Annotated in this window: 17 protein-coding genes; 2 read left to right on the top strand and 15 right to left on the bottom strand. The window is 64.5% G+C overall.

Annotated features, from left to right (window positions below; genetic code table 11):
- Positions 1–10: 10 nt before the first annotated feature.
- The 11 genes from CH273_RS08295 to CH273_RS08245 form a co-directional block, all read right to left on the bottom strand.
- Positions 11–1,294, bottom strand: a complete 1,284-nt coding sequence (locus CH273_RS08295; protein WP_032393963.1) for an MCE family protein — start codon at positions 1,292–1,294, stop codon at positions 11–13.
- On the bottom strand, positions 1,294–2,292 hold the full coding sequence (locus tag CH273_RS08290) for an MCE family protein (RefSeq protein WP_032393962.1): 999 nt from the start codon (positions 2,290–2,292) through the stop codon (positions 1,294–1,296). Before CH273_RS08290 ends, CH273_RS08295 begins: the two co-directional genes overlap by 1 nt.
- Positions 2,289–3,356 (bottom strand): MCE family protein, encoded by a 1,068-nt coding sequence (locus CH273_RS08285; protein ID WP_032393961.1) that lies wholly within the window; start codon positions 3,354–3,356, stop codon positions 2,289–2,291. The genes CH273_RS08290 and CH273_RS08285 overlap by 4 nt, the downstream gene beginning before the upstream one ends.
- Positions 3,353–4,708: an MCE family protein gene (locus CH273_RS08280; RefSeq protein WP_032393960.1), complete on the bottom strand. Its 1,356-nt coding sequence runs from the start codon at positions 4,706–4,708 to the stop codon at positions 3,353–3,355. The genes CH273_RS08285 and CH273_RS08280 overlap by 4 nt, the downstream gene beginning before the upstream one ends.
- Positions 4,705–5,565, bottom strand: coding sequence for an MlaE family ABC transporter permease (locus tag CH273_RS08275; protein ID WP_027498223.1), 861 nt, complete (start codon positions 5,563–5,565; stop codon positions 4,705–4,707). The genes CH273_RS08280 and CH273_RS08275 overlap by 4 nt, the downstream gene beginning before the upstream one ends.
- Before the next feature lie 5 nt (positions 5,566–5,570).
- Positions 5,571–6,365: an MlaE family ABC transporter permease gene (locus CH273_RS08270; protein ID WP_032393959.1), complete on the bottom strand. Its 795-nt coding sequence runs from the start codon at positions 6,363–6,365 to the stop codon at positions 5,571–5,573.
- Between the two features lie 5 nt (positions 6,366–6,370).
- On the bottom strand, positions 6,371–7,555 hold the full coding sequence (locus CH273_RS08265; protein WP_176459366.1) for an ABC transporter ATP-binding protein: 1,185 nt from the start codon (positions 7,553–7,555) through the stop codon (positions 6,371–6,373).
- Between the two features lie 446 nt (positions 7,556–8,001).
- Entirely contained in the window at positions 8,002–8,391 is a 390-nt protein-coding gene (rplL, locus tag CH273_RS08260) for a 50S ribosomal protein L7/L12 (RefSeq protein WP_032393957.1), read from the bottom strand.
- A 93-nt stretch (positions 8,392–8,484) separates the two neighbouring features.
- Positions 8,485–9,066 carry a 50S ribosomal protein L10 gene (gene rplJ, locus CH273_RS08255; protein WP_032380459.1) on the bottom strand — a complete coding sequence of 194 codons (582 nt, stop codon included), beginning with the start codon at positions 9,064–9,066 and terminating at the stop codon, positions 8,485–8,487.
- 339 nt (positions 9,067–9,405) lie between these two features.
- Positions 9,406–9,906, bottom strand: a complete 501-nt coding sequence (locus CH273_RS08250) for a class F sortase (RefSeq protein WP_230596618.1) — start codon at positions 9,904–9,906, stop codon at positions 9,406–9,408.
- Positions 9,907–10,004: 98 nt separating this feature from the next.
- Positions 10,005–10,754, bottom strand: a complete 750-nt coding sequence (locus CH273_RS08245) for a CHRD domain-containing protein (protein WP_052049249.1) — start codon at positions 10,752–10,754, stop codon at positions 10,005–10,007.
- Between the two features lie 144 nt (positions 10,755–10,898).
- Between CH273_RS08245 and CH273_RS08240 the strand changes: the two genes are divergently transcribed.
- Both CH273_RS08240 and CH273_RS08235 read left to right on the top strand, forming a co-directional pair.
- Positions 10,899–11,432, top strand: coding sequence for an RNA polymerase sigma factor (locus CH273_RS08240; protein ID WP_032393955.1), 534 nt, complete (start codon positions 10,899–10,901; stop codon positions 11,430–11,432).
- On the top strand, positions 11,429–12,169 hold the full coding sequence (locus tag CH273_RS08235; protein WP_032393954.1) for a hypothetical protein: 741 nt from the start codon (positions 11,429–11,431) through the stop codon (positions 12,167–12,169). The genes CH273_RS08240 and CH273_RS08235 overlap by 4 nt, the downstream gene beginning before the upstream one ends.
- Here the strand turns inward: CH273_RS08235 and CH273_RS08230 are convergent.
- From CH273_RS08230 to CH273_RS08215, 4 genes are read right to left on the bottom strand one after another with little or no spacing between them, the layout of a single operon-like run.
- Positions 12,148–14,388: an MMPL family transporter gene (locus tag CH273_RS08230; RefSeq protein ID WP_032393953.1), complete on the bottom strand. Its 2,241-nt coding sequence runs from the start codon at positions 14,386–14,388 to the stop codon at positions 12,148–12,150. The two genes, CH273_RS08235 and CH273_RS08230, sit on opposite strands and share 22 nt — an antisense overlap.
- Positions 14,389–15,543 (bottom strand): hypothetical protein, encoded by a 1,155-nt coding sequence (locus CH273_RS08225; protein WP_032393952.1) that lies wholly within the window; start codon positions 15,541–15,543, stop codon positions 14,389–14,391.
- Positions 15,540–16,280, bottom strand: a complete 741-nt coding sequence (locus tag CH273_RS08220) for a phosphatidylserine decarboxylase (protein ID WP_032393951.1) — start codon at positions 16,278–16,280, stop codon at positions 15,540–15,542. The genes CH273_RS08225 and CH273_RS08220 overlap by 4 nt, the downstream gene beginning before the upstream one ends.
- Positions 16,280–16,477, bottom strand: a complete 198-nt coding sequence (locus CH273_RS08215) for a hypothetical protein (protein ID WP_032393950.1) — start codon at positions 16,475–16,477, stop codon at positions 16,280–16,282. Before CH273_RS08215 ends, CH273_RS08220 begins: the two co-directional genes overlap by 1 nt.
- Between the last annotated feature and the right edge of the window lies 1 nt (position 16,478).

The raw sequence follows: 16,478 nt of genomic DNA, 5'->3' as shown, positions 1-16,478 counted from the left end.
ACAGAGGTTCTCACTGTCCCCCACCTCCGATGTACGACTGCTCCAGTCCGGGCATCGTGCTGTTTCCGAGCCTCGGCGAGACGACGCCGGGAACGGTGCCGGGAACGGACACGTTCTGCTCGATGTCGTTGGTGAGAACACCGAACGGCAGCACGATCCGGTTCTGGTCGGCGATCGGGGCCTGGATCATCGTGGTGATGTTGGCGCACTGATCGATGATCGGCTGGATCTGCGCACCGAGGGCCTCGAAGCGCGGATCGCCGGGAACGAGCTTGCCGAGATCGATGAGCCGGCACACGGTGCCGAGCGGATCCTGCGTCTCGTTCTGGAGGTTGGCGCGCGAGGCGAGCGTGCCTGACTCCGCGTCGTAGGCGTTCACCAGGTTGCTGATGGCCAGCGGCAGCAATGTAAGTGTCTGCACCAGCTGCTCACGTTTGTCGGCGAGCGTCTGAGTCGGAACCACGAGACCGTTTGCGGCATCGGTCAGTTCGGTCCGGTTGTCCGCGACGAACGTCGCCACGTCGCCGAGCGAGACCGACAGCTGTTGAAGCGCAGCTCCCAGGTCCTCGCGCTGGCCCGACAGGAAACCGGTCAGGTCGGCCAACTGGGTGTTGAAGTTGCGTACCTGCTGGTCGTTGACGGCCAGGGCACTGACGAACGTCTGCAGGTTCTTGATCGTGTCGAAGACGTCGGTGCGCGAGTCGCTCAGCGTGCGGCCGGCAGCCGAGAGCTGAGTGATGCTGTCGCCCAACGCTTCGCCGTTGCCGTCGAGGTTCGCCGCGCCGGTGTTGACCAGGTCGGTGAGCGCGCCGTCCTTGTTGGCACCGTCGGGACCGAGGGCGGTCGAGAGGTCGTTGATGGACTTGTACAACTCGTCGACCTCGACGGGGGTGGCGGTGCGATCGCGACCGATCGTCGTGCCGTCGGCCATGGTGTCGCCGCCGGTGTAGACGGGCGAGAGCTGGACGTAGCGATCGGCAACGAGCGACGGGCTGACCTGTACGGCCTTGGCGTCGGCCGGAATGTCGATCCCGCGGTCGACACGAAGCACGACCTCGACGTCGTCACCGAGCGGCGTGACGGAGTCGACCGTGCCGACCTTGACGCCCAGCACCCGCACCTCGGAGCCGGAGTAGATGCCGACCGATTTGTCGAAGTACGCGGTGATCTTGGTCGTACCGGCCCTGGTGAACAGCCACCAGCCGGCGACGGCCAACACCAGCGCCACGATCACGACGACGGCGATGAGCGCGAGCTTGTTCTTGTTTCTCGGTGCTGCCTGCGTGTCTGTCATCATTCCCCCGGCAACTTGTCGAGCGAGGGCTGGCGGTAGCCAGGTATCAACGGAACTCCGGGAGGTGTGAGGTTGGCCAGCGTGATGTCGAGCCATCGACCGTTGCCGGTGACGTTCGTGTAGAGCCGAATGAACGGTTCGTACAGCTCGAGCGCGCGGTCGAGGTTGTCGTTGTTGCGCTGCAGGATCTCGATGACGCCGTTGAGCTGCTGCAGCATCGGGTTGATGGTCGCCTCGTTGTCGCGAACGAGACCGGTCAGCTCCTGCGACACGCGCTGCGTGCCGGTGAGCAGCTGCGAGATCGCCTGCTGGCGGTTGTTGAGCTCTTCGAGAAGCGGACCGGCATCGGTGATCAGCTTGTTGAACTGCTCGTTGCGGTCGGCCAACACCTTCGACGTCTCACCGGTGGCCTCGAACAGCTTCTTGAGCTCCTCGTCGCGGCTGGCCACGGTCTGCGACAACCGGGTGACGCCGTCGAGCGAGGCACGGATGTTCGGAGGCGTCTCGGAAAACGCCTCGGACAGAGTCCGCATACTCGTCGCGAGCTGATCGGTGTCGATGTCGTTGATGGTCGACGCCGCATCGGAGAACGCGTCGATGACGTCGTACGGGGACGTGGTGCGCTCGAGCGGGATCGGGTCCTTGGGGCTCAGTGTGTCCGGCCCACTCGGGTCCAGCGCGAGGTACTTCTGTCCCAGCAGGGTCTTGATCGCAATGGCGGCCCGTGACTCGTTACCGACCCAGGCGTCCTGCACCGTGAAGTCCACGAGTACTCGGTCGCCTTCGAGACGCACGTCGGTCACCTTGCCGACCTTGACGCCCGCGATGCGAACTTCGTTCGACGGCTTGAGACCCGCTGCCTCGCTGAACTCGGCGGTGTAGACCGAGCCGGCACCGATGATCGGGAGCCGGTCGAGAAAGAAGACCGACATCGTGGCGAGCAGAATGATGGCGATGCCCAGTGCACCGATGGTGGCCGGACTACGACGAGATGTCATTGTTTGATCCCCCCAGCTTTGCAACGCTCTGCCGAGTTCGTGTACAGCGGCTGGTTGACGGTCGGAAGCCCGGTCGGCAGATTCAGGTTCGGCGAGTTACCCGGTCCGGCGACGATGTCGATGCCGCAGAGGTAGAACGTGAACCAGGATCCCTGCTGGGCCGTGCGAATGAGCTTGTCGAGTTTGACGGGCAGATTTCCGAGGACAGCGTCGACGTCGTCGCTGCGGCGGTTGATCGTCTCGGACAGTGTGTTCAACGCAGTCACCGATCCCTGGATCGACGGCCTGGTCGGCTCGAGCAGGTCGGCGGTCGCGTTGGTCAGACCGGCGAGCGAGGTGACGGCCGAGCCGACCACATCACGATCGGCCGACAGACCCGAGACGAGCTGCTGGGTGTTGACGATCAGGCTGTCGAGCTGGCCGTCGTTCTGGTTGACCGTCGCCAGCACGTTGTTGAGATTGGTGATGACCTGGCCGATGACCTGATCCTTGTCGGCGACGGTATTCGTCAGGGTCGCCGTGTTGGTCACCAACTCGTTGATGGTGCCCGACTCCCCCTGGAACACCTGGATGATCTGGTACGACAGCTTGTTGACGTCGTCGGAGCTGAGCGTGGTGAACAACGGCCGGAAACCGTCGAACAGCGTGGTCAGATTCACCGCAGGCTTGGTCCGCTCCAACGGAATGGTCGCACCTTCGGTGATCTTCTGCCCCTGGTCCCCCGAGCCCTGCTCGATGGCGATGTAGCGCTGACCGACCAGGTTCCTGAACCGGATGGTCGCCGTCGAGCTGGCCGGCAGCCAATCCCGACTGCTCAAGGTGAAGTCCACTTTGGCTTCGCGCTCGTTGGCGATCTCGATCGAGTCGACCTGGCCGACGCGAACGCCGGCGATACGAATCTCGTCGCCCTCGTTGAGCGAAGTGACGTCGGTGAAGATCGCCGAGAACTTGGTGCCGCCGCCACCGCTGGAATTGGCGATGGTGAAGGCGAGGGTGGCCGTGGCAAGGATCGTGATCACGGCGAACACGATCAACTTGATGATCGGCGCGAGAAGGCCTCTCATGGCACGGTCACCTCCACTCCCCTCAATGCCGGTGCGCCGATAGCGGCCGCCCACGACGGAATACTGTCCGGTGCAACACCACTCGCCTGTCCGTAGATCACGGCGAGAGTGTCACGCTCGAAGTCCGAGCCCTCGTAACTCGCCGGCTGCGCAGAAGCGGAAACGGCGGGAACGATGGAGCTCTGAGCCGACTTCGGGGGTCCCTGTCCTTCGATCACCTGCGGGCCCGGGTTGCGGGTCGGCACCTGGTAGGAACCGTCGTTGATCGAACCTCCCGGATACTGCGGGAAGAACTCACCCGGTGCAGCAGGCTCGAAGCAGGTGGCTCCGCGATCGTCGAACAAGCGCGGCTCGTCCTGGTTCGGCAAGTAACGGCCCTTCGGGTTGACGAACGATGCGGACACGTTGATGCCGGGGTACTCGTCGCCCTCGCCGAGCACGACCTTGCCGCGCCTGGCACCTTCGGCGAACTGGGTGAACGTGCAGCCGAACGTCGGGGAGAACTCGGCCAGCAGCTCGAGGGCTTCCCGAGAGTTCGCGGCTAATCCGATCAGATTCTCGGAGTTGGTCTGGAGGAAGTCCGCGGTGGTGTAGGACGCAGAGGTCAGCGATCCGTACAGCGTTTCCAGGCTGGACTGCCGCTCCACCACGGTGTTGCCCGTCGTCCGCAGGTTGTCCAGTGCCGAGATCAACTCGGGTGCAGCGTCCGCGTACGTCTGGGAGAAGTCGGCGAGCCCGACGAGCGTCTGCTGGATGTTGGGCAGCTCGGTGTTCAGACCGGAGACGACGTTGGTCAGGTTGTCGATGGTCTGTCCGAGCTGCTCGCCGCGTCCGCTGAGGCCCTGCGCCAACGACCCGAGGGTGTTGGCCAGATCCTGCGGCGGAATCGCCTGCAGCAGCGGGAGCAGTCCGTCGAGCAACTGCCCGACCTCGATGGCGTTTCCGCTGGTGTCCTGACGCAGGACCGTACCGTCGGTGATCGGCGACGCCGAGTCGTTCTCGGGCACGATCAGCGAGACGTATCGCTCACCGAACAGCGTCTTGGGAAGCAACCGCGCCGTGGCGTTGGACGGAATCAGTGGAGCCTTGTCCGGGTCGATCGCGAGCTGCGAGGTGACCACGCCGTCGACGGTCGATGCCGAGCGCACCTCACCGACGATCATTCCGCGGACCTTGACGTCGGCGTTCATCGGCAGTGCATTGCCGACGGAGTCGGTTTCGAGACTGACGTTCACCACCGACTTGAACGTCTTGTTGTAGGACGTGATGCTCCATCCCAGGAACAGGATGAGCACCAGGAAGAACGCCAAACCGAGCAGTACTCGCTTCAGTCGCGACGGCGAGTCGATCATCCCGCAACCCTCACTGTGGTGGTCGTGCCCCAGATGGCGAGGCTCAAGAAGAAGTCCAGCACCGCGATCGTGACGATCGCGGTACGAACGGCACGGCCCACTGCGACGCCGACACCGGCAGGTCCGCCGGAGGCGTGGTAGCCGTAATAGCAGTGGATCATGATCAGGACGAAGGCGAAGATCAACACCTTCAGGAACGAATACAACACGTCTTCCGGAGGTAGGAAGAGGTTGAAGTAGTGGTCGTAGGACCCGGTGGACTGCCCGTTGAAGATGGTGCTGATCCCTCGGGACGCGACGTACGACGCCAGCAGTCCGACGATGTAGAGCGGGATGACGGCCACGAAGCCGGCGATCATGCGGGTGGTCACCAGGAACGGCACGCTGGGAACCGCCATCACCTCGAGGGCATCGATCTCCTCCGAGATCCGCATGGCACCGAGCTGGGCCGTGAAGCCACAGCCGACAGTGGCCGACAGCGCGAGTCCGGCGACGATAGGCGCGATCTCACGGGTGTTGACGTATGCGGACAGGAAGCCGGTGAGCACGGAGCTACCGAGCTGCTCGAGTGCGGCGTAACCCTGCAGACCGACGACGATGCCGGTGAAGCCGGACATCATCACGATCACGCCGATGGTTCCGCCGATGACCGCGAGCGCGCCACTGCCGAAGGTGACCTCGGCCAGCAGGCGGAGCACCTCCTTCTTGTAGTGCACAGCGGTCTTGGGAATCCACCCGATGGCCCGAAGGTAGAACGACATCTGCTCGCCGGCGCGGTCGAGCACGTTCAGTGGGGCATTGCCGACGCGCTTGACGCGCATCAGCGTGCGGTCACCGCGACCTCGTGCGATCGTCATCGCGGTTACGCTCCCTTTGCTGGGACGACCTGGAGATACACCAGGGTCAGGATCAGGTTGGCGAAGAAGAGCAGCAGGAACGTGATGACAACCGTCTGGTTCACTGCCTCGCCGACGCCCTTGGGTCCGGGATTGGGATTGAGCCCCTTGTAGGAGGCGATGATGCCCGCGATCAGTCCGAAGATCGCCGCTTTGGCTTCTGCGACATAGAGATCCGGGAGCTGCGCCAGCGCACCGAAGGACGCCAGATACGCACCGGGGGTACCACCCTGGAGGATCACGTTGAAGAAGTATCCGCCTGCGATACCGACGACCGAGACCAGCCCGTTGAGCAACAGTGCGACGAGGATCATCGCGAGCACTCGCGGAACGACGAGACGATGCACGGGGTCGATGCCCAACACCCGCATGGCGTCGATTTCCTCGCGAATGGTGCGCGAGCCGAGGTCGGCCGTGACTGCAGAGCCGGCGGCACCGGCCACCAGCAGCGCGGTCACGATCGGACTGCCCTGCTGAATGACCGCCAGCACACTGGCCGCACCGGTGAACGACTCGGCACCGAGCTGCTTGATCAGCGATCCGGTCTGCAGCGAGACGACCGCGCCGAACGGAATTGCGACGAGCGCCGTCGGCAAGATGGTGACGCTGGCGATGAACCAGGCCTGTTCGATGAACTCTCGAAACTGGAACGGCCTACGAAAGGTGTTTCGGACGACCTCGACGAACAGTTCGACGATATTGCCGGCTTGTGTCAGAGCGGCGTTCGCCGGAGCGAACGCGGACTTCTTCGATCCCGCCATGTCTGCTATTGACCCCGACCTTGAGTCGGAGCCTGGTAGCCCTGCTGGTCGTAACCCTGCTGGTCGTAGCCCTGCTGGTCGTAACCTTGCTGGTTGTACCCCTGCTGGTTGTAGCCCTGCTGGCCATATCCCTGCTGGTCGTACCCCTGCTGGTCGTAGCCCTGCTCGTCGTAGCCCTGCCGGCCTGCGTACACCGGCTGCTGACCCGGATCGGTGGTGTCGAGGCTCTCCTGGATGGCGACCTGCGCGTTGTGCGGCAGGGTGTGCATGATCTGGCGCACCCGTTCCTGCCTACGCCCGACGGCCTGACGCACCGGAGTACCGGGAGTGGCCTTCATCTGCGGCACGATGCCTTCGACGTCGTCGACACCACCGGCGTGGTGCCCGGCGTCGACCATGGCCTGCTCCTGCGCCATCTGCGCCTCGTCCTTCTCCTCCGACATACCGATCGGGCCGATCATCGTTCCGTTGAGGAACTGCTTGACCACCGGCTCGTCGCTCGTCAGCAGCACCTCGCGCGGACCGAACATGACCAGCTGGCGACGGAAGAGCATACCGATGTTGTCTGGCACCGTCCGGGCGAGGTTGATGTTGTGCGACACGATCAGGATCGTGGCGTCGATCTCGGCGTTGATGTCGATCAGGGTCTGCGAAATGTAGGTGGTGCGAACGGGATCGAGGCCCGAGTCCGGCTCGTCGACCAGGATGATCTCGGGGTCGAGCACCAGGGCGCGGGCAAGGCCGGCGCGCTTGCGCATACCGCCGGAGATCTCACCGGGCAGCTTGTCCTCGGCACCGAGCAGACCGGTCAGTTCGAGCTTCTCCATCACGATCTTGCGGATGTCGGACTCGGACTTCTTGGTGTGCTCACGCAACGGGAACGCGACATTGTCGTAGAGGTTCATCGAGCCGAACAGTGCGCCGTCCTGGAACAGCACCCCGAACAGCTTGCGGATCTCGTAGAGCTCTCGCGAGGAGCACTGCAGGATGTCGGTTCCGTCGATGAAGATCTTGCCCTGCTCGGGACGCAGGAGACCGATCAGCGACTTCAGGAAGACCGACTTGCCGGTACCGGACGGACCGAGCAGAGCACTGACTTCACCCTTCGGCAGGGTCAACGTCACGTCCTGCCAGATCTTCTGTACCCCGAAAGACTTGGTCAATCCCTCGACCGAAACCTCGACTCCCACGCTGACCTCCACAATTCGTACACATCGACCCAGATGTGGGTTGCGTCACTGTAACCCATGCACGTGTCCGCTCCGACACAGGAGCTTACCGCCCAGTAAGAACTTCCCCGAGTCAGGCTGTAGAGCTTGCATCAGTGTGGCTCATCTCACGCGACACGGACGCCGACTCGCCAGAACTGTGACAAGTCCCTGCGTGAGGAAGCTGTGACACACCACAAAAAATGACGGCCGAAACCCTTCGGAACGCTTCGGACTTCGGCGAGGTCGAGTAAACAGCGGCGCAGAGCGGGTGTCACGCAATCCGGCGGAGTCCGTGACCGATCACAACGACGACTCGGTCGGAGCTACCGGAAACACAGAAAAGGGACCGCCCCCACCTGAGTGGGAACGGCCCCTCGACTCGCTCTCGAATTCAGAGCGTGAAGTACGACTGCAACGAAGCGGTCTTACTTGACGGAGATCTTCGCGCCGGCAGCTTCCAGCTTCTCCTTGGCAGCATCGGCTGCGTCCTTGGCGACCTTCTCCAGGATTGCCTTCGGAGCGCTCTCGACGAGGTCCTTGGCTTCCTTCAGGCCGAGGCCGGAGACGACCTCACGGACGACCTTGATGACCTGGATCTTCTTGTCGCCGGCCGACTCGAGGACGACGTCGAACTCGTCCTGCTCCTCGGCAGCGTCAGCGCCACCGGCTGCCGGTGCACCGGCAGCGGCGACGGCGACGGGAGCGGCTGCGGTGACCTCGAAGGTCTCCTCGAATGCCTTCACGAACTCGCTGAGCTCGAGGAGGGTGAGCTCCTTGAACTGGTCGAGCAATTCTTCGGTGCTGAGCTTCGCCATGGTGGCGGGTCCTTCCTGTAAGTACCTGGTCGCTGATCCGCGACTGGTGTTCGGTGATGGTGTGGAGCTGAGCTGTTCGCCGATACCAGCGGATCAGCTTTCGGCGGGAGCTTCCGCCGGTGCTTCTGCTTCTGCAGGTGCCTCGGCCGCGGCGGGTGCGCCGGCAGCCTTCTTCTCCTGCAACGCGAACGCCAGACGCGCGAACTGCGATGCGGGAGCGTTGAACAGGCCTGCAGCCTTCGACAAGTTGCCCTTCATGGCGCCGGCAAGCTTGGCCAACAGGATTTCGCGCGACTCGAGGTCTGCGATCTTGTTGATCTCGTCCACGGACAGCGTTGCGCCGTCCATGTAGCCGCCCTTGACGATCAAGGCCTTGTTGTCCTTGGCGAAGGCCTTGATGGCCTTCGCTGCGTCGACCGGCTCGCCCTTGATGAATGCAATGGCGGTCGGTCCGACGAACAAGTCGTCGAGGCCGGTGATGCCGGCCTCGGCTGCTGCGCGCTTGACCAGGGTGTTCTTGGCGACGGAGTACGTGGCACCTTCGCCGAGCGCACGCCGGAGCTGAGTCAGACCGGACACCGAAAGACCACGGTATTCCGTGACGACGGCAGCCGTCGAACCCTTGAACTGTTCGGTGATCTCCGATACTGCTGAGACCTTTTCGGGCTTTGCCATACTTCGCCTCCTCTCGTGGGAAGTTGTGTCGATCGCGAGAGGGCCGGAAAACGACGAACGCCCCGGCGCAAGAAGCACACGGGGCGTGAACGAGCGGGCAGCCACGAGGGCTGCATACAGGTTCCCTACCTCGTTCTCCTGCGTGGGCCGTCCGAAGCGATCTCGGACCTTCAACCGCGCAACTCCCGGAAGTGAATCCTTCGAGAAGGCGGTGACCAACGGTCTTGGGTAGAACTTGATTGGGCGATCAGGGCACGAGTGCGAGCATTCGTGTTCCGGACCGTCGACCAGGCTACAACACGTTCGGTGCCAACTCCAAAACGTTCGGCGTTCGCACCGTCAGATGCGCACCCCGTAGAGAACCAGGTTGCGCTCGTAGCTGCCCACCGCTGCATCGAAGTCACCCGAACAGGTGATGAGCCGAATCTCGTCGGCAGGCACCGCTCCGAAGACCAGTGCGGTCGGGAACTCGGCTTTGCCGTAGTCACCGATCCGATCGATTCGGTACGCGGCTCGGCCACCCGCCTCGTCCTCGACCTCGACGACATCTCCGGTTCCGAGTTCCGAGAGGCGATCGAACACCGCAGGACCGGTCGTCGAGTCGACGTGCCCGACTATCACCGTCGGACTGCCGATCTCACCGGGTCGGCCACCTCCGGTGAACCACCCGACGTCGTCGTAGTCGGTGGGCACCTGCATCTCCCCCGACTCGGTGAGCCCCAGGCCGATCAACGGCTCGTCGAGACCGATGTCCACGGCGCTCACCCGCGTCGGGGCCGGTGTCACCGAGTCCATTGCGGGCGCAGTCGGGGCAGTGCCCGACAACGGCTGCGAGGACACGGGGACGGCCGGTGGTGACGGCTGCGACGGCGACGGCTGCGACGGTGAGGAACAACCCACCACCATCACCGCCGCCGCCGCGATCAGAACCGAATATCTCAGCTCCGCACCTCACGTCGAGCCGCGAACGTCACGCCCGCGACGACCATCGCACCCAGAGCCACTGCACCGACGACGGGCAGCACCGAGCTCGACGCCGAATCGGCCGCCGCGAGCGACGATCCACCGCCTCCGGTCGCAACGGACCCGACCGGAATCTGGGTGAGCTGGCCGCGCACCGCTCCCGCCGAGAAATCGACGGTGTGAGTGTCGGCGGCGAAGGCCGCGGGATCGGCTTCGATCCGATCGAGCGTGAATCCGGTACCGCTGTCGGCGGTGGCACCGGCCGGAGTGAGCCCGGTGGTGAACGGTCCCTGCATGCAGCCGCTGCTGGTGCGTGGGCCGTCGCCGATGGGCGTCGGATTCGGGAATGCCAGACGCGGAGGTCCTGCTGCGCCCGCCGCAGCCTGGTGAATGTGCGTGGCGGTCTTGGCCGGGCTCATGTAGTCGCCGGTGACACCTTCGAGCGCAATGTCGTAGCAGACGATGTCGAGGTCGGAGTTGATGCGCAGCGTGAAGGTACCCATCGCGCCGGGCTGCCCCGGAGTGGCGACGCCCTCACCGTTGAGCACCTGGTCGGGAGTGGCCATGGCCGTGAACGCGCTGGTGAACGAATCCGGTTCGGCGACAGGCGTATCGGCACCGGCCGGGGCAGCGGCGAACAGCATCAGGGCCGCGGTACCACCGACGAGCGCTGTGGCGGTGGATCGGATCGACGTGGCCGGGCGTGGAATCGAGCGTCTGGTCATCTCGTGTGCCTTCCGTGGGAGTATCGGGCAAGCGAGCCCGTGCAAGGTGTACGAGTGCCGATGCCAGAATGTTCAAAGCTCGGTAAAGAAATATTCTCCGCCCTCGTCGTGAACGTCCGAGGGTCCACCGACGTATCCACTGTCATGAGCATCGGGAGCGTGATCGAACTGGACTTCGACGTCGCTGCCGCGTACGACGAGCACGCGTCGGCCATGCTCGGGTTCGCCGTCAACGCTCTGCGCGACAGAACTCTGGCCGAGGATTGCGTTCAGGAGACCTTCTTTCGGGCATGGCGAGCGCGATCCCGATTCGAGCCGAGGCGCGGGTCGCTGCGAACGTGGTTGTTCGCCATCGAACGCAATGTGATCGTCGATGTTCAACGGTCGCTGACGAGGATGCCGATGCCGGCGTCGGACCGGATCGAGGACATCGATCGGGGGTCGGGTGGGGTCACGCGTGACACCAGTCCCGACGTCGACGAGCGGCTCCGAATCATCGCCGCACTCGCCCTGCTCTCCCCCGAGCATCGGCAGGTCGTCGTCGCAGTGCACCTCGGCGGCAGCACCTACGCCGAACTCTCGGAATCGACCGGAGTTGCCGTACGAACACTGCGCACCCGCACCTTCTATGCACTGCGGGCCCTACGAGACCACCTCGACGGACAGGAGGAATCATGAGCGCATCACCCGATCGCCGAGCCGAGTTGATCGCCGCTGCCGTCGGCGACGATCTCGACGACGCCGAAGCCGCCGAACTGCGCGAACTCGCTGCGGCGGATCCCACGGTCGACACCGAGATCGCCGAATTGCGCGAGATGACGGACATCCTGGGCCGCCGTGGACCGACCGAGCCCTGGCTCGAATCCGCGACGCCACCCGACCTGCGCGAGCGAATCCTCGTCGCGACGGGCCGCTCCCCGCGGGAGCGATCCGGATCGCCGCGATTCGGTATGCAGCGATTCGGTATGCAGCGCAGATCGGCAGGTCTGGCCGCTGCGGCCGCGATCGTGGGAGTGGTGGTCGGCGGTGGGGCCGTGCTCGGGGTGGACGCCTACCGCCAGCCCGCGGATCCACCCACCGCGATCACCGGTCCACCCGGAACCCTCGGCGCGTACGAGGAAATCGCGTTCACGACGAGTGCGCCGAGCGTCGACGTAGAAGGAGGTCTGGTGGCCCACACCTGGGGCACCGAGACCGTTCTGGAGATGGAGGGCATCTCCGATCGTGGACCGTACGAGGTGGTTCTCGTCGACCGGTCGGGTGTCGAGCGCCCGTCCGGCACGTTTCTCGGTAGTGACATCACCATCGAGTGCCGCATGAACGCCGCGGTACTGCGCCAGGACGTGACCGACATCGAGATCCGCTCGGCCGGCGGCGAAATCCTCGCGAGCGCTCAGCTGCCGACGGCCTCGTAGCGCCCGGAGTCGACTCTCCTGCGGTTCGACCCGGGCCACCAGTTCCGCTCACCGAAGAGCTTCATCATCGCGGGCACCATCATCATCCGCACCAGCACCGCGTCGAACAGCACTGCAATGGCGAGAGCGAAGCCGAACTGTTTGAGCTCGAGAACGTCGGCGGTGAGGAAGCTTGCGAACACGGCGATCATGATCGCGGCGGCGGCCGTGATAGGTCTGGCGGTGTGCTCGATACCGTCGACGACGGCCACGTCGTTGCTCGCTCCCCGCACGAACACCTCACGCATGCGGCCGATGAGAAACACCTCGTAGTCCATCGACAGGCCGAAGACCACCGCGAACACCGTCACCGGTAGATACACCTGGATGTAGCCCGGGCTCTCGAAGCCGAGAAGGCTCGACCCCCAACCCCATTGGAAGACGGCGACGGTCGCACCCAACGCTGCTCCGGTGACGAGCAGGTTCATGGCGACCGCCTTGAGCGGAATCACCACGCTGCGGAAGACGACCGCCAAGTACACGAGCGAGAAGGCGAGAACAGCGGCGACGACCCAGGCGAACTTGCCCGAGATCTCGTCGGAGGCGTCGACCACCAGTGCGGTGGTGCCACCCACGGAGACGCTCGTGCCGTCCGTCTCGCCTGCAGCGACCGCCTGCTCACGCAGGGATCCGACGAGATCGGAGGCCTGAGTCGAGTCGATCGGCACCGACGGAACCACGATCAGCAGCGACCGCCCGGCCTCCGGCTGCGCCAAAGCATAGGCGACGCGATCGTCCCCGCGCACGGAGTCGGCGAAGGCGTTGACGGTGGCCATCTGCTGCGGTTCCAACGGACTGTCGTTCTCACCCGTGAACACGATGGTGATGGGTGAAATGGTCCCGGGCGCGAACTTCTCGGTCAGGACCGTGTTGGCCCGTCCCGACGGTTCGGCGCTCAGCGCTTCGGCACCGAGGTCGACACCGTACGAGATGGAACCGATGGGAATCAGGCAGACGAGGAGGACCGCGGCCGACGCGGCCGTGTAACGCCACGGGCGCTCGATGACGTGCTGCGCCCATCTCGACCACCACGTGGGCACCGCGGCGTCGTGCTCGTCGACCGACGGGGGTTGGAATCTGCGCGGCAGCGACCACGCTCCGATGCGCGTGCCCAGTACCGCGAGAATCGCCGGCAGCAGGGTCCAGGCGACCACGACCACGGTGGCGATGGTGAGTGCGACGACCAACGAGATGCTGCGTACCGCGGGGACATCGACGATGGCCAGGGCTCCGAGTGCGATCAACACGACCAGTCCGGAGATGACGATGGTGTGCCCGGCGGTACCCATGGCCGCCCCGACGGCGCGCTCCGTCCGCTCCGGATCGTCCGAGGGTCCGGCTCGCCCGATCTCCTCCCGGAATCGACTGACGATGAACAGCGCGTAGTCGATTCCCAGACCCAGACCGAACATCGCCGCGACGGTGGTGACGAGAACGTCGAACGTCATCACGTTGGACAACAGCGCGAACATTCCGAATGCCGCCAGCACGCCGATGCCGGTGGAGACCAACGGCACGATGCCTGCGACCACCGACCCCACCGCCAGGATCAGAACCACGAAAGCGATGGGAAGACCGATGCTCTCGGCCCGTACGGCATCCTCGGATTCGACGCGGGTGAGATCGACCGTCATCGGGGAATACCCTGTCACCGCCACCTCGACGCCGTCGCCGGATGCCGCGTCGATCATCTCCTGCACGCGTTCTGCGACCGCGATCCGATCGCTCGCCTCTCCGCCGATACCGACGAACGCCAGCGCCGACGTGCCGTCCTGCGAAATGGTCGGGACGAAGCCCGCGGTCTCGTAGGGGTCGACGACCCGCAGCACGTCCGGGGACTGCCGGAGCCGACCCACGACCTCCCCCACTCGCTCACGGAACGCCGGGTCGGATGTGTTCACCGATTCGGACGTGAACGTGACGACGAGTTGTTCCGAGCCGAACGACTCGAAGTGACGCTCGATCAGATCGTCGGCCCGGCTCGATTCGGTGCCCGGCACCGAGAAGTTGGCTCCGACCAGCGAATTCTGCAGCGCCGGATACAGAACCGCCGATCCCACCGCCAGCAGCGTCCAGATCGCCAGCACCACCCAACGCCGACGCGCCACGAGCCGACCCCACCGGTCGCCGATGTTTCCCCTCGTCACCTGCGGGTCGAATCGCGAGATCGTGTCGGTCATCTACGTCAACTCCCGGCTGAAGATGCGGTAGGTGCGATGCGGAGCGAGCTTCGTTCGGGTCAGGACCGATCCCCTCATCCACGGACTGTCATCGAGCACGGGAGCCGCTTCGACGCGAGTGAACCCGAGGTCGCGCATGCGCACCGACATCTCCATGATCAGCAGGGAGGACACGGCTCGATCGGGGCAATCGGGATCGACGAACAGCATGTCCACCCGCACGCCGTCGATGACCTCGGTTCGACCCGGACGCTTGACGTGCCACAACGTCACCAGGTCTCGCGCCCAGCGAGACTTCAGGTGCGCCGCCTTCGCGGCGGCCTGATTGACGTCCGGGATTCCCATCAGGAAGCCGACGGGCTTGCCGTCGAGTTCGGCCAGCAGGGTCAGCCTGCGGTCGATGACCGGAAGCATCATCTTGAGCAACTCGAACAGCTCGGTGTAGGACAGCGGCGAAAAGCCCCAGAAGTTCACGAACGTCTTGTTGTAGAGGTCCCGCACGATGCGCGCGTCGCGCCGCAGCGTCCGGTACTTCATCGACCGGAACGTCACCTCGGATCGCGCCTTGATCTTCTCGAAGATCTGCATGTGCCGCGCGTATTTGGGGTCGTTGTAGATGATGCACGGGTCGTCGAAGAGGTAGCTGTAGAAGTCCTTGACCGCCATCAGACCCCACTTCTCGAAGTGGGCGGCGTAGTAGTGCGGATTGTGCGGCATCCCCACCAGCGGCAGTGCCGGTGTCTCGTCGACGACGATGCCTGCGCTGTAGAACATCGACGGCCCGAACGGTCCGGAGATGGTCGCGAGCCCGCGAGCCGAAAGCCATTGCGCCGCAGCGTCGAGCAATGCTCTCGCAACGTCGTGATCGTCGACGGCCTCGTAGAAGCCGAAGAAGCCGATCGACTCCCCCGTGTACTCGGTGAACGACAGGTCGTGGATGGCCACGATGCGGCCGACGGCGATTCCGTTCTCGCGCGCCAGGAATGCTTTCGTGATGCGAGTGGCGGCGACCGAGGACGGCGGTGCGATGAGCACTCGACGCAGGTCTATCGACTCGTCGGGAAGGCGGTGCGGATCGCCTTGGTAGACCAGGTCGGAGACGGCCTCGAATTCGCGCCAGCCTGCTTTGCCGTCGACCTCTTCGATCGTGATCATCGTTCCTCTTCGTTCTGTTGACTGCCGTCGACGAGGATCGGTGAACGGGCCACCGTCGTCTCCCCGGCGAACACGTAATTGCCTGGCCGGACGGTGATCTCGTCGACGAGTGCGTCCGGCACGAACACATCGCACTGAGAACCGAAGCGGATCATCCCGTACTGCTCGCCGCGTTCGACGGTGTCACCGACGGCGACGTGCGCGACGATGCGGTCGACCCAGAGATCGGCAATCTGCGTCACCGTCACCACGGCACCGGACTCGTGCTCGATCGAGATGGTGAGCCGCTCGTTGGTGAGCAGGTAGTCGCAGCCCTCGTCGTACGGAGTGCGTCGGGTCAACAGGTTCGCGCCGACCCTGGCCATCGACTTGTTGAACGGTGCAGCCGACCGGTGGCGACGCATGCCGACGGTGCCCGCAACCGGAATTCGATTGCGGTGCACCGAGTATTCGGACATGTAGATCCCGATCAGGTAACCGCTGTCGGTCGAGCTGACTCCGGCGATCTCGTCGAGAACGATCGTCCGCCCCTTCTTGACGGCGAACGCGGTACTGCCCGCCTCCACGCGTTTGACGTACGTGACGAACCCGTCGGCCGGCGCGACCACCGCCCGCGGATCGGCGGGCGGTTCGCGGTGCGGGTCACGGAAGAAGAACCGCGTTCGCCAGTACACGAACAGCCCGAACGGAGCTGCCGGCACCACGGCGAGGCCGAGTGTCCACCGAATCCACGACATCAGCTGTGCCGCTGTTCGTCGACGCTCTCCGACCAGGTCACGAAGGCATCGGCCGCCCGGATCCGCACCGAGGCGGGCAGCAGCCCGATCAGCCCGCACACCACGTAGAAGCCGAGCGAGAGAACGCCGTTGGTCACCTCACGGCCGATGGGTACGTCCCGTAGGCGCACCGAGGTGGGTTCGAATCCCTCCGACACG

The organism is Rhodococcus sp. 05-339-2 (assembly GCF_002258965.1).
Classification (GTDB): Bacteria; Actinomycetota; Actinomycetes; order Mycobacteriales; family Mycobacteriaceae; genus Rhodococcoides.
The sequence above is the reverse complement of the archived record's forward strand: the minus strand, read 5'-3'. Positions and strand labels throughout refer to the sequence as shown.